The organism is Rhodanobacter sp. OR87 (assembly GCF_000473345.1).
Classification (GTDB): Bacteria; Pseudomonadota; Gammaproteobacteria; order Xanthomonadales; family Rhodanobacteraceae; genus Rhodanobacter; species Rhodanobacter denitrificans.
Genome location: NZ_AXBJ01000006.1, coordinates 45,381 through 58,549, shown reverse-complemented (window position 1 = coordinate 58,549; position 13,169 = coordinate 45,381). Strand labels below are relative to the sequence as shown.

At 63.2% G+C, this 13,169-nt stretch carries 12 protein-coding genes and 2 pseudogenes; 12 read left to right on the top strand and 2 right to left on the bottom strand.

The annotated features are described in order from the left end of the window. Positions 1-10: 10 nt before the first annotated feature. The 11 genes and pseudogenes from RHOOR87_RS0107430 to RHOOR87_RS0107380 all read left to right on the top strand — a co-directional run bounded on the left by RHOOR87_RS0107430 (position 11) and on the right by RHOOR87_RS0107380 (position 9,864). The gene (locus RHOOR87_RS0107430) at positions 11-913 is read left to right on the top strand and encodes an alpha/beta hydrolase (RefSeq protein WP_027484664.1); all 903 of its coding nucleotides are present in this window, start codon (positions 11-13) and stop codon (positions 911-913) included. A gap of 168 nt (positions 914-1,081) precedes the next feature. Continuing rightward, positions 1,082-4,762 carry a methylmalonyl-CoA mutase family protein gene (locus RHOOR87_RS0107425; RefSeq protein ID WP_027484663.1) on the top strand — a complete coding sequence of 1,227 codons (3,681 nt, stop codon included), beginning with the start codon at positions 1,082-1,084 and terminating at the stop codon, positions 4,760-4,762. A gap of 3 nt (positions 4,763-4,765) precedes the next feature. Then, a complete protein-coding gene (locus RHOOR87_RS0107420) occupies positions 4,766-5,305 on the top strand; it encodes a nucleotidyltransferase family protein (protein WP_027484662.1) in 540 nt (179 codons plus the stop codon). Continuing rightward, entirely contained in the window at positions 5,268-5,471 is a 204-nt protein-coding gene (locus RHOOR87_RS0107415; RefSeq protein WP_027484661.1) for a hypothetical protein, read from the top strand. The genes RHOOR87_RS0107420 and RHOOR87_RS0107415 overlap by 38 nt, the downstream gene beginning before the upstream one ends. Before the next feature lie 42 nt (positions 5,472-5,513). Further along, positions 5,514-5,889: pseudogene (locus RHOOR87_RS0107410) on the top strand (methylmalonyl-CoA mutase family protein); the annotation flags it as partial. A 119-nt stretch (positions 5,890-6,008) separates the two neighbouring features. Beyond that, complete coding sequence (locus RHOOR87_RS19065) at positions 6,009-6,206, top strand: hypothetical protein (RefSeq protein WP_043795423.1); 198 nt, start codon at positions 6,009-6,011, stop codon at positions 6,204-6,206. A gap of 292 nt (positions 6,207-6,498) precedes the next feature. After that, positions 6,499-6,933, top strand: a complete 435-nt coding sequence (locus tag RHOOR87_RS0107400) for a hypothetical protein (RefSeq protein ID WP_027484659.1) — start codon at positions 6,499-6,501, stop codon at positions 6,931-6,933. A gap of 20 nt (positions 6,934-6,953) precedes the next feature. Beyond that, positions 6,954-7,628, top strand: coding sequence for a type II TA system antitoxin MqsA family protein (locus RHOOR87_RS19590; protein ID WP_051357941.1), 675 nt, complete (start codon positions 6,954-6,956; stop codon positions 7,626-7,628). Then, complete coding sequence (locus tag RHOOR87_RS0107390) at positions 7,625-8,152, top strand: hypothetical protein (RefSeq protein WP_027484658.1); 528 nt, start codon at positions 7,625-7,627, stop codon at positions 8,150-8,152. The genes RHOOR87_RS19590 and RHOOR87_RS0107390 overlap by 4 nt, the downstream gene beginning before the upstream one ends. A 133-nt stretch (positions 8,153-8,285) precedes the next feature. Further along, a pseudogene (locus RHOOR87_RS19055) lies at positions 8,286-9,005 on the top strand (transposase). Positions 9,006-9,048: 43 nt separating this feature from the next. Next, on the top strand, positions 9,049-9,864 hold the full coding sequence (locus RHOOR87_RS0107380) for an arginase family protein (protein WP_027484657.1): 816 nt from the start codon (positions 9,049-9,051) through the stop codon (positions 9,862-9,864). A gap of 226 nt (positions 9,865-10,090) precedes the next feature. Here RHOOR87_RS0107380 and RHOOR87_RS20280 read toward each other — a convergent pair whose 3' ends face one another. Then, positions 10,091-10,249 (bottom strand): hypothetical protein, encoded by a 159-nt coding sequence (locus RHOOR87_RS20280; RefSeq protein WP_155950226.1) that lies wholly within the window; start codon positions 10,247-10,249, stop codon positions 10,091-10,093. On the opposite strand from RHOOR87_RS20280, the gene RHOOR87_RS19050 reads away from it, so the two are divergent. Then, positions 10,248-10,691 carry a transposase gene (locus RHOOR87_RS19050; RefSeq protein ID WP_345775220.1) on the top strand — a complete coding sequence of 148 codons (444 nt, stop codon included), beginning with the start codon at positions 10,248-10,250 and terminating at the stop codon, positions 10,689-10,691. The genes RHOOR87_RS20280 and RHOOR87_RS19050 overlap by 2 nt on opposite strands. A 19-nt stretch (positions 10,692-10,710) precedes the next feature. Here the strand turns inward: RHOOR87_RS19050 and RHOOR87_RS0107365 are convergent, their stop codons facing one another. Next, on the bottom strand, positions 10,711-13,086 hold the full coding sequence (locus RHOOR87_RS0107365; RefSeq protein ID WP_027484656.1) for a TonB-dependent receptor: 2,376 nt from the start codon (positions 13,084-13,086) through the stop codon (positions 10,711-10,713). Between the last annotated feature and the right edge of the window lie 83 nt (positions 13,087-13,169).

Sequence of the window (13,169 nt, the reverse complement as noted above, 5' to 3'; positions counted from 1 at the left end):
GGCGAGACCCATGTCCACCGTCATCGACCGACTCAAGCTCACCACCATGCGCACCGGCTTCGTGCTGGGCGGCCGGATCGCACCGCAGCGCACGGTGAACCGTGCCGCGCGCCTGTTCGCCACTCCGTTCGCCAGCAGCCGCAGCCGCGCACAGGCGGCGCAGGGCGACACGGAGATGCAGCGCGGCGAGTTGCACGTCAACGGCGAAACCATCGCCACCTACGTCTGGGGCGACCCCGCCAGCCAGCCCTACGCCTTGCTGGCGCACGGTTGGTCCAGCTTCGGCCTGCGCTTCCTGCCGTGGGTGGCGCAGTTGCGTGCGCAGGGCCTGGCCGTGGTCACCTTCGACCAGCCCGGCCACGGCCACAGCAGCGGCAAGCTGTGCACGCTGCCGGAATTCATCGCCACGATCCGCGCGATCGGCGCGCACTACGGCAACGCCGCGCTGGCGGTCGGCCACTCGCTCGGCGGTGCCGCGGTCACCCTCGCGCAGGACGAGGCGTGGCGTGCCGAGCAGCTGATCCTGGTGGCACCGGCCGCCGACATGAAGGCGGCGACGCGGCGCTTCTTCCGCTTCGTGCACCTGGCCGGCTACCTGCGCCAGCCGTTCTACGCATGGCTGCACCGGCGCACCGGTGTGCACATCGACGAGCTGCGGGTGGAACGCAAGCTGCCCATGCTGGGCCAGCCCGCGCTGATCGTGCACGACCTCGACGACGCGGACGTGCCGTGGGGCGAGGGCGAACGCTACGCCCAGCACTGGCCCGGCGCGCGGCTGCACACCACGCAGGGCCTGGGCCACCGCCGCGTGCTCGACGCCCCCGAAGTGATCGAGGCGGCGCTGGCCTTCGTGCGTGGCGAAGAGGTAGGCACGCGTGTGGTCGGCAGTCCTGACCTCGCGCGCTGCATGTAGGTTTCCCTTCTCCCCCGGAATTTCAGGGGAAATAACGCCGTCATCCCGGCGAAGGCCGGGATCGCACTTCTGGCCTTCGCCGGGATGACGGCGTGGTAGCTCAAAACTCCGCGCTCCCTGTCGATCCACTAGAATCGGCAAGTTCAAGCACCGATGTCCGGAGTTGCCATGAGTTCCCCCGCCAAGCACGTCCCCGCCAGCGCCACGCAGGCCGACACCACTCCGCTGCGTTTCGTCACCGCGGCCAGCCTGTTCGATGGCCACGACGCGGCGATCAACATCATGCGGCGGATCATCCAGAGTCAGGGCGCGGAGGTGATCCACCTCGGCCACAACCGCTCGGTCGAGGACGTGGTGCGCGCCGCGCTGCAGGAAGACGCCGACGCGATCGCGCTGTCGTCCTACCAGGGCGGCCACGTCGAGTACTTCAAGTACATGGTCGACATGCTGCGCGAGCGCGGCGCCGGCCACGTGCGCGTGTTCGGCGGCGGCGGCGGCACCATCACGCCGGAAGAGATCCGCGAGCTGGAAGCCTACGGCGTGGAACGCATCTACCACCCCAACGACGGCATGCACATGGGCCTCGTGCACATGATCGAGGACGTGGTGCAACGCACCGGCAGCGCTGCCGCGAAGCGCGCCGGGTCCGAATCGCACACGCTGCCCAAGGTCGACATCGACGACGAGATCTCGATCGGCCACATGCTCTCGGCCATCGAGGAAGGCAAGCTCGCCGGGGCCGAACTCGAGCACCAGCGCAAGCAGTGGAAGCTGGCCGGCAAGCACACCCCGGTGCTCGGCCTCACCGGCACCGGCGGCGCCGGCAAGTCGTCGGTGGTCGACGAGTTGCTGCTGCGCTTCCTGCACGCGTTCCCCGGGATGCGCATCGCCGTGCTCGCGGTCGATCCCACGCGGCGGCGTTCCGGCGGTGCGCTGCTCGGCGACCGCATCCGCATGAATTCGTTGCGCTCCAAGCGCGTGTACATGCGCTCGATGGCGACCCGCCGCCAGCACGCCGCCACCAGCATCGTGCTGCACGACTGCATCGACTTCCTGAAGAGCCAGCCGTACGACCTGGTGATCGTCGAGACCGCCGGCATCGGCCAGAGCGATTCGGAGATCGTCGACCTGGTCGACTTCCCGGTCTACGTGATGACCAGCGACTACGGCGCCGCCAGCCAGCTGGAGAAGATCGACATGATCGACTTCGCCGATCTGGTGGTGCTGAACAAGTTCGACAAGCGCGGCGCCGAGGACGCGCTGCGCGACGTGCGCAAGCAGTGGAAGCGCAACCACACCGCGTTCAAGGTGGCCGACGAAGACGTGCCGGTCTATCCCACCATCGCCAGCCAGTTCAACGACCCGGGCGTGACTTGGATGTTCGCCAACCTATGCCGGCTGATGCGCGAAAAACTGCATCTTGAACCCTCCCCTTCAAGGGGAGGGCAGGGTGGGGTCGCTCTTGCCGTACCTTGCGACTGGAAACCCGAGCTCGACACCACCCTGAAGGAGCCGCGCGCCACCGTGCTGATCCCCGGCAACCGCGTGCGCTACCTCGCCGAGATCGCCGAACAGGGCCGCGCGATCAACCGCAGCATCGAGACCCAGGCCGAGTACGCCAGCAAGGCGCAGCACTACTACGAGGCGCTGAAGGAACTGGGCGATCCCAAGCTGCCGCGCCCGCTCGACCTCTACGTCAGCGCGGATTTGCACCAGCCCGTCACTACTCCAAACGCCTCAACCCCCCAAACCGTCATCCCGGCGCAGGCCGGGATCGCATCACCCACCGCGCACGAAGCACACAGTGCGAAGGCCGCGCATTCGGCGACGAAGAGCGATTCCGGCCTGCGCCGGAATGACGGCAAAAAAGAACCAGAGCGCGACGAGCATGCAGTGGATCGCAGCATCTTGCTCCTGCGCCAGCGCTACAACGCCGCGCTCAAGGAACTCAGCCACGAAGCCATCCACCAGTTGCGCGAATGGCCCGCGCTGTACCAATCCGTCACCGCCGACGTCAACGAATACAAGGTGCGCGACAAGGTCATCCGCGTCGACAACTACCGCGAGTCGCTGAGCCATCAGAAGGTGCCCAAGGTGGCGCCGCCCAAATCCAAGGACTGGGGCGAACTGGTCAGCTTCCTCGGCCGCGAGAACCTGCCGGGCCACTACCCGTACACCGGCGGCGTGTATCCATACCGCCGCAGCGGCGAAGATCCCACCCGCATGTTCGCCGGCGAAGGCACGCCCGAGCGCACCAACCGTCGCTTCCATTACCTCAGCCAGGGCGGTGCCGCCACGCGCCTGTCCACAGCATTCGACTCGGTCACCCTGTACGGCGAAGACCCCGCGCCGCGTCCGGACATCTACGGCAAGATCGGCAACTCCGGCGTCAACATCGCCACCCTGGACGACATGAAGAAGCTGTACTCCGGCTTCGACTTGAGCGCGCCCAGCACCTCCGTCTCGATGACCATCAACGGCCCCGCGCCGATGATCCTGGCGATGTTCATGAACACTGCCATCGACCAGAACGTCGAGAAGTACCTGCGCGAAGACGATGCCCGCTGGGCCGCGGCAGAGAAGAAGATCGCTGCGCTATACCAGAACGTGCCGCGTCCGCAGTACCACGGCGCGCTGCCCAAGGGCAACGACGGCCTCGGCCTCGGCCTGCTCGGCGTCTGCGGCGACGAGCTGGTCGATGCGGAAACCTACGCCCGCATCAAGGCCGACACGCTGACCAAGGTGCGCGGCACCGTGCAGGCCGACATCCTGAAGGAAGACCAGGCGCAGAACACCTGCATCTTCTCCACCGAATTCGCGCTGCGCATGATGGGCGACATCCAGCAGTACTTCGTCGACCACAAGGTGCGCAACTTCTACTCGGTGTCGATCAGCGGTTACCACATCGCCGAAGCCGGCGCGAACCCGATCAGCCAGCTCGCCTTCACCCTCAGCAACGGCTTCACCATCGTCGAGTACTACCTCGCCCGCGGCATGAAGGTGGACGACTTCGCGCCCAACCTGAGCTTCTTCTTCTCCAACGGCATGGACCCGGAATACACCGTGATCGGTCGCGTCGCCCGCCGCATCTGGGCCCGCGCCATGCGCGAGCGCTACGGCGCAAGCAGCCGCAGCCAGATGATGAAGTACCACATCCAGACCTCAGGCCGCTCGCTGCACGCGCAGGAAATCCAGTTCAACGACATCCGCACCACGCTGCAGGCGATGTACGCGCTGTTCGACAACTGCAACTCCCTGCACACCAACGCCTACGACGAAGCGATCACCACGCCCACCGAAGAAAGCGTGCGCCGCGCCGTGGCGATCCAGATGATCATCAACAAGGAACTCGGCCTCAACTTCAACGAGAACCCGTGGCAGGGCAGCTACGTCGTCGACACCCTCACCGACCTGGTCGAAGAAGCCGTGTACAAGGAGTTCGAGGCGATCAGCGAGCGCGGCGGCGTGCTTGGGGCGATGGACACCATGTACCAGCGTGGGAAGATCCAGGAAGAGTCGATGTATTACGAGCACAAGAAGCATGATGGCTCGTTGCCGCTGATCGGGGTCAATACGTTCCTGCCGAAGGATCATGGCGGGGAGATTGCTACCGAGATCGAGTTGATCCGCTCGACGGAGGAGGAGAAGGGGCAGCAGATCGCCAATGTGAAGCGGTATGGGGAGGCGCGGAATGCGCTGGTCTCAGACAGCCTCAAGGTGCTGCAGACCACGGCGCGCGATCGGCGCAACGTGTTCGGGCAGCTGATCGAGGCGGTGAAGTACAACTCGCTGGGGCAGATTTCCCATGCGTTGTATGACGTGGGCGGCGAATACCGCCGAAATATGTAACCCATGTCCCGCCTGGTCGAGCAGATCAAGCAGGCCGTTGCCGCGTTTGTCGGCTGCAAGACGACGCCTGCGCTGATCGGTGGATTGGCGTTGGCTGCACACCAGGTGGTACGCGCCACGCGCGATGTGGATTTTCTCGCCGACGCGGATGATGCCGATCGGTTGCACGAAATCCTGCTCGCGCTCGGCTATCGCTGTGTCCATCGCAGCGAGGATGCGGCCAACTACCTGCGCGAGGATGAAGGCCTGGATCTGCTGTTCGCGCATCGCCCGACGGCACGACGTCTGCTCGCCAACGCCGAGGAACGTTCCACAGCCATGGGGTCGCTGCGCGTCATCAGCGCGGAAGGCCTGATCGGCTTCAAGCTGCAGGCTCTGGTCAACAACCCGTCCCGCACGCGCGACCTCGACGACATCCGTGGGCTGTTGCATGCGCAGCGTGGTCGGCTCAACATGCAGGAAGTACAGGAATACTTCGCGCTGTTCGACCGCCAGGAGATGCTGGATGAATTACTCGCCGAAATCGCCAACGACAAAGCATGAAGGTGTCCGCGAGCCGCTGGTCGGCAGCGACGTGCTGGATGTCGCGCAGGCGGGTAGGGGCGATCTGTCGGATTGGGTGGAGTTGATGGAGGCGGTGGAGGCGTTGTGCCCGGTGTGGCCGAGGGGGAAACACCCGATGGCGAAGCAGTTCGAGTTCAAGCTTTGAAGAACACCAAGGGGGTTAACTTCCTCCGTCCCGTTTTCGAGCGCGATGGACACCATGTACCAGCGCGGGAAGATCCAGGAAGAGTCGATGTATTACGAGCACAAGGAAGCACGATGGGTCGTTGCCGCTGATTGGGGTCAATACGTTCCTGCCGAAGGATCATGGCGGGGAGATTGCTACCGAGATTGAGTTGATCCGGTCGACGGAGGAGGAGAAGGGCCAGCAGATCGCGAACGTGAAGCGGTATGGGGAGGCGCGCAATGCGTTGGCTGCCGATAGCTTGAGGGTGCTACAAACGACGGCGCGGGATCGGCGGAATGTGTTCGAGCAGTTGATCGAGGCGGTGAAGTACAACTCGCTGGGGCAGATCAGTCATGCGTTGTATGAGGTGGGTGGCGAATACCGGCGCAATATGTAACCCATGTCCCGCCTGGTCGAGCAGAGACATCCGCGCGCTGTTGCGCGCGCAGCGTGGCCGGCTCAACATGCAGGAAGTGCAGGGGTACTTCGCGCTGTTCGATCGCCAGGAGATGCTGGATGAATTACTCGCCGAAATCGCCAGCGACAGAGCATGAAGGTGTCCGCGAGCCGTTGGTCGGCAGCGACGTGCTGGATGCCGTGCAGGCGGGCAGGGGCGATCTGTCGGATTGGATGGAGTTGATGGATGCGGTGGAGGCGTTGTGTCCGGTGTGGCCGAATGTGGATGCGACGAGGGTGGGGGCCTATAGGCTTTGATCGTTTGACACGGGCGAAATGGTGACCCCGTTTCCAGACCGGAAGTACGCCCCCGACGACTATTTCCGCAGCTGCCTGGGCGAGCAGCTCAGCCGGCACGACTGGACCCAGGAAACCCCTGAACGAATGGCGGCCCGCCGCCATTGCGCGCGGTCGCCGGGTTCGGCAAGCATCGTGATATCAGGCCTTGCCAGCCCGCACTGCGGCCGGCCATCGAACGCGCTTGACTGAACAGGAGTAGTCGCCGACTATGCACAAAGGATGCAAAATATTTATCATGGTGATAAATTAGATGGCCACGCTTTGGCTGGTTGACCCGGCGACCCTGCCAAAACCGTCCGCCAAGGCCCGGAAGATCGGCCGAAAGCCATTGATCGACCTGGCTGGGCTGCAAGCTGCCATCCATAGTGGAGCGCTTGACGATGAAGATGTCTGGTTGGCTACGCTTAAGTGTGAGAACAACGTCCAGGATCTCTCCTGGTCTATGCGGAATCTGTTGGACTGCTTTCGGTGCCTCAAACCGCTCCCTCGGAAAAGCGGCGGTGACTTCAAAAACTCCGAATGGTGCCTGGACAGAACGGGACGCTGGCGCGCATGTGATGCATATGCCATTCGCTATGACGAAACCCGGCGATGCCGGAGTAGCGCGGGTCTTGAGTTTTTTCTGAAGTTTTCCATTGACGAAGACGGTGCGCTGACGCTGGTGATGATCAGCGCGCATCTATGAGAGTCCCCGGAGTGCATGAAATGAATGTCCAGACCGCCAAGCAGCGTCGCTGCCCTGTCTGTCGTTCCGTTGATGTGGTATCGACGACTTACCAGCGCGAGTTCCACCCCCACGGGAAAATAGTGCCGGTGACGCTGTTGACCTCTCGCTGCGCGTCTTGTGAGGCCGAATTCACCAGCGTGGCCCAGCATGAGGAGAATCTTGTCCGGTTGAAGGCGCGCAAGGCCGAGTACGGCGGCTTGTTGCTGGGTGAGGAGATTTTTGCGCTGCGTCGCCGTTACGGGATCACGCAACAGGCGGCGGCGAAGGTCTTTGGCAAAGGCAAGATCGCGTTCTCGCGTTATGAGAATGAAACAAGCTACCCGGACGAGAGCACCACCAAGCTACTGAAACTTGCCATCCAGAAACCGGATGTGTGCAAGCTTCTTGCTGACGATGCGGGTGTTGACTTGCCGCTGTGGAAAGCACGGTGTGAGGATGAGCGTGGGGCCAAAGTGTTATGGCAGATATTCGATGGCGTAGTCGATTCGACAACAAGGAGTCAGACGCAGCGAGAGCTGTTGGCAAGCGTGGTCCAGGCGAGCCGCGATGCTCTTGGGTCAACTTCCCATTTCGAGAGTTGGAATGCGGAAATGGTGAACAGCCCCCCCGCCAATGATGGTTGTTACGCTTCCTCAGGGGCTAGCTACGCATGAAGGCGGCGCCGATTCAACTACACCAGTTGTCCTTCCGACGCGTGAGCGTTGAAGTGAATGTGGCAACACTGGACGCGGACAGGCCGAGCCAAGTCGACCAGAATCTCACCTTCGATAACGTCCTGATTGCTACCCACGTGAATTTATTGCCGGTCACTAAGGAAGATTCCGAGGGAAAGGAGTTCTTGCTGACTTTGCGAGTGGTGATCGACAACAAGGTCCCAGACGATGGTAGCGCCTCGAAGCCCTCACCCTACCTCGTCGACATCGAGGCCGGTGCAATTATTCGTGTCGCAAAGGGCGCGGAAACACTCGGCGACATCGAGGATATCGTCGTCGTGAACGGCACATCGCTATTGTGGTCGGCGATTCGCGAGCAGGTTTGCAACCTGACAGCTCGCATGCCTTTGGGACTCGCGACACTGCCGACCGTACATTTTCAGGATCTTCGCAAACAGCGAGCGGAAAGTACGGCCCCGCAGGTGAAGCAGAGCAAGCCTCGTGTCTCCAAGCCTAGGTCGTAATCGGTCGTAGGTCGTAACCGGGTCAGAGTCCCTTACAGGTGCGGTTCGTGGCGGCTGACGTGGTGAGGGGCGGAGGCTGATGGGCAGGACGTGGTCGGCTTGGCAGGCTGGAGCGGTGACGAGGAGACTCCGGATGCCGCGCCAACCCAGACCTGATCTTGCCGGTGTTCCGCAGCATGTGGTTCAGCGGGGCAATGATCGTCAGCCATGCTTTTACGTGACTGACGACTACCGACGTTATCTTGCCGGATTGCGCGAATCAGCCATCCGCTATGGCTGTTCGGTACATGCGTACGTGCTGATGACCAACCACGTGCACTTGCTGGTGACACCGTCGTCGGCTGGCGCGGTGTCGCGGATGATGCAGTGGCTGGGTCGTCAGTATGTGGGCTACATCAACGGACGGTATCGGCGTACCGGCACGTTGTGGGAAGGCCGCTACAAGTCCTGCCTGGTCGATACCGAGCGCTACCTGCTCACCTGCTATCGTTATATCGAACTGAACCCTGTGCGGGCAGCCATGGTGTCCGATCCGGCCGATTATGCGTGGTCAAGCTACCGTGCCAACGCGCAGGCGTTGCCGGACAAAGTGGTAGTGCCACACGTCGAATATCTGCGTCTTGGTACCGATGTGTCGGAACGCTGAGTTGCCTACCGGCAACTGTTCAAGGAAGTATTGGACGATGATCGCCTGGCCCAGATTCGTGCGTACGTGCAGCAGCAGCGCGCGCTTGGCACACCGCGATTCCAGCGCGAGATCGAGGCGATGATCGGCCGTTGTGCCAGCGTCCGTGCCGCCCACCGCCCGCGACGGAACAAAGATGCTTTCGGAACGGGCTCTGACCCGCTTTGATTCGCCTTGATTTGCTGATCCGACGTTCCCGGGGGGCGAAATCGTGCAAGCTGTCGATCATCCATTCGATCTGGTGCTGTCCTATCCGCAATGGCAAGGCTCGGGACGCCCGGAACACCTGCGTCGGGGCGCGCAGGCCGCGGCCGATGTCTGCCGCAACTACGGGCCACTCGAGCGTGTCCCGGAGGCTGGCGGGGGCGAGGCCAGCGGCGGTGTCCGGCGCTGGACAGCGATCGCCGAGCAATTCCGTTCGGCCCAGGCGATCCTTGATGCGAGGCAGCCCAGGCGCATCCTGACCGCCGGCGGGGATTGCGCCTGCGATATTGCGGTCATCGACTACCTGCGTCGACGATATCCGGACCTGACCGTGATCTGGGTGGACGCGCATCTCGACGCGAACACGGTAAACACGACGCCCAGCGGCAATTTCCACGGCATGCCGGTGGCCGCGATCCTGGGTTCCGCTCCAGTCGAGCTGCAGGCGTTGCTTTCGACACCGCTGTCACCGACACAATTCCGTTATTTCTCGGCACATGTTGGCGATGAGGGCGATTGGGCGTTCCAGCGAGCTCGTGACCTGAGGTGGCTGGAACCCGGGCAACGCATCGCCGAACAGGTCGGTTCGGGGCCCATCCACATTCATTTCGATCTGGACGCGCTCGATCCTGCTGAATTCCCGCACGTTGCCTATCCCGATGGCAAGCTGCCGTTCGACGCCGGGCTTGCCTTGGTGCGCAGCGTTGCCGCCGATCTGGTCGGTCTGACGATCACCGAGTTTGCACCTTCGGACGAACGCGCTGCGCGGCACGGCAGTGGCTTCGTCGAACGGCTATGCAAGGCCGCCGCAACAAGGCAGTGATCGGGTTCACTTGTAGCTGTTCGGATACCTAAGGTCAGAGGGAATAAAGGGGGCGTGGCTAGTTAAACCCTACCCTTGGCGCTGGCCGGCCTTGGTCGCCCGCGTGGGCGGCAGGAAGCCGGCCGGGTCAGTGGACTGCCCTTAAGCAAGTGTCATTCGGTTCTGACCTGCCTTGGTTGGCGGCGCGCTCACGCGGGCACCGCCAGGGCAGGCCCGCGCAGCGAACTCACTCGGTTGCCGCCGGCTTGATCAGCGTACCGGCGTGCTTTTCCTGCAAAAAGGTGTCAGGGACAATTTCTGACAGCAGCCGGGCTGGTGGGATGAGGGTCTGGCGCGGCTCGCACTGATCGTAGCGGGGCGGGCGCTGAGTGATCCTGTCCGGCATGGCGCGACTTCCACGCTTCGAACTCGCCGGCGTTCCGCAGCACGTGGTGCAGCGGGGCAACAATCGTCTGCCATGTCTTCTGGACGATGAGGATCGCCAGCTTTATCTGCAGTGCCTGCGGCAGGCGTTGTTGCGGTTCGGCTGCAGGCTGCATGCCTATGTGCTGATGAATAACCACGTGCACTTGCTGCTGACGCCTGACGAGGCGGGTGGGGTGTCGCGGCTGATGCACACTTTTGCGCGCAACTACGTCGGCTCGTTCAATGGTCGGCACGGGCGCACGGGGACGCTGTGGGAAGGGCGCTACAAGGCGTGCCTGGTGGACTCGGGGCGCTACTTTCTGGCCTGCAGTCGCTACATCGAGCTCAATCCGGTTCGCGCGTGGATGGTGGCCCAGCCGAACGAGTACTCGTGGTCGAGCTATCGTTCAAATTGTCCCTGATACCTTTTGCCGGCATCGCTTACCAGCGATAGCCAAGGTTGACGTGCACGTAGCGACCACTAAAGCCGAACGGCGAGCCTTCCGGGTACGGCAGCAGACCGTAGAAATCGTTGGTCGGGCTGCTGTGCTGCGGGTAGACATTGAACAGGTTGTTCGCACCCAACGTCGCCGTCCAGTTGCCCACGCGGTAGCTGACGGAGAGATCGGTGAGCGTGCGCGCGGCGTAGGTCTGATCGCCCGGCAGCACCGGTACCACAAAGGTGAACGCACCGTAGCGGGTCAGCTGCGCGTGCAGCGTCCACTTATCACGACGCCAGTTCGCGTCGACAAACGCTTTATTGTGGGGGCTACCCTCGGTGATGATGCCCGCCTCCTCGCGCCCGATCACCGGCAACTCAAGCCCGGCGAGGCCGAGTTGCGGCGGGTTGGCGCGAATGTGGCGAATCGTCGTCTGGTTGTGGCTGTAGCCGCCCGTGAACTTGAGATCGTTCGCGCCAAAGGTGAGCGGCCACGTGCCGACGAGATCCACGCCGCGCGTACGCGTATTGACCGCATTGGTGAAGAAGCGACCACCGCTGACGAACGGGATGCCCACCGAGGTGAGGTAATCCTCAACCACCGGACCGGTCAGATCTTCGCTGAGGATGATGCGGTCACTGATATCCACCTGGTAGAAATCCAGCGTGGCGTAAGGGCCGAACCCCGGCGTCAGCACCAGCCCGGCGCTGTAATCGCGCGAGCGCTCAGGCTTGAGCGGCTGGGCGCCCAACGCGATGGCGGCCGGATCAGCAACCGGGAAAGTACGCACCGTGGTCAAGCTCTGGTGCCCCGAGCTGGCGTTGATGATGTCGATGGCGGTATCGGAGTAGTACTCCTGCTGCAGCGACGGCGCACGGAAGCCGGTCGACGCGGAGGCGCGCAGCGCGACCACCGGTGTGATCGTGTAGCGACCCGAAAGCTTCCACGACGTGGTGTTGCCGAAGTCGCTGTAATGCTCCTGCCGCGCGGCAAGCCCAGCCGAGAACTTGTCGGTGAAATCGGTTTCCAGATCGACGTAAGCGGCTTGGTTGTGACGGCTGTGCGAGCCGGCATCGGTGGGTTGATAGCCGGGAAACACCTGCGCGCCAGCACCGGCATAGGAGGCCGAATCACCGGGTTTGATCGCGAAAGTCTCCTCGCGCGTGATCAAGCCCCACGCCACGCCGAGTGCGTGTTGCCACGGCATGTCGAAATCGCGGTTGAAGTCCGCACTGAGCTGGTTCTGCCGCAGCGTCAGCGTGCCGATGTAGAACGCGGTGGGCGAGTCGGCACCAAGCGAATAGTTGAAGGTATTCGAGGTGTCGAGTTTCCAGTGGTTGCCACCGGTCGCCGCGCCCACGTCGTAATGCCAGCCGGCCACTTCACCGCGCACACCGAGTTGCGAGGTGTCATCGCGGATCGCGCTGTTCTCCACCGGCAAAAAGCCGTTCGGGTAAACCGCTGCGGCCGCGGGGCTCGCGCCCTCGTACATGGGCAGCCAGCGAAAGAAACCCGGCGAACTCACATCGCGCTTGTTGAACAGGCTCGCCACATACAGCGTCGCGTGCTCACCGAGCGGATATTCGCCGTTGATGGCGGCCTGCCTGGCGATCTTCTCGGGCATGCCGTAGTGGAAGGTGACGCGGCCGTAACTGGAATCGCCGGGAAACAGGCGATCGACAGCGGCGTGATTGGTCGGGTCCTGGTTCTGGTAGTTGGCCGCAACGCGCAGCCAGCCGTCGCCAATGCGGAAGCCGGCGTCAGCGCCCGCCGTCGACGTACCGCCCTGCCTGCCCGCCCACATGCCTCGCCCCACGTTGACCGAGCCGTGCCCGGGCCCCTGCTTCAGGATGATGTTGATGACGCCGGCAATCGCGTCCGAACCGTACTGCGCGGCGGCGCCATCGCGCAGCACCTCGATCCGTTCGATGGCATTGAGCGGAATCGCCGACAGATCAACCGGCGACGACCCACGTCCCATCACTTCAACATTGTTGAGCGTGGCCGTGGGATGTTGCCGCTTGCCGTTGATCAGCACCAGGCTCTGATCCGGCGATAGCCCGCGCAATTGCGCCGGCAGGTTGGCATCGGTGGCGTCCGACAAAGTGGCCTGGGGGAAATTGAACGACGGCAGCAACACGTTCAACGCGCTGGGCAGATCCGTGGCGCCGGTCGCCGTGATATCGGCCGTCGTCAACACATCGACGGGGGCGAGCGAGTCGGCCATGGTGCGGTCGAGCGTACGCGTACCGGTGACCACCACCGTCTGCAGGTTGGTAGCTGGTGGTACGGCGCCGGTGTCCTGCGCGCACGCGACCGAGCTGGCACCGAGCGCACCAGCGACGGCGAGCGCCAGAGTACTGATTCGAAGAAACATGAGCGAATTTCCTTGTTGACCACGCGCGCTGACCGGGCATCGTTGCCCGGCCATCGTCTGCGCAAAACCGCGGCATAGTAACG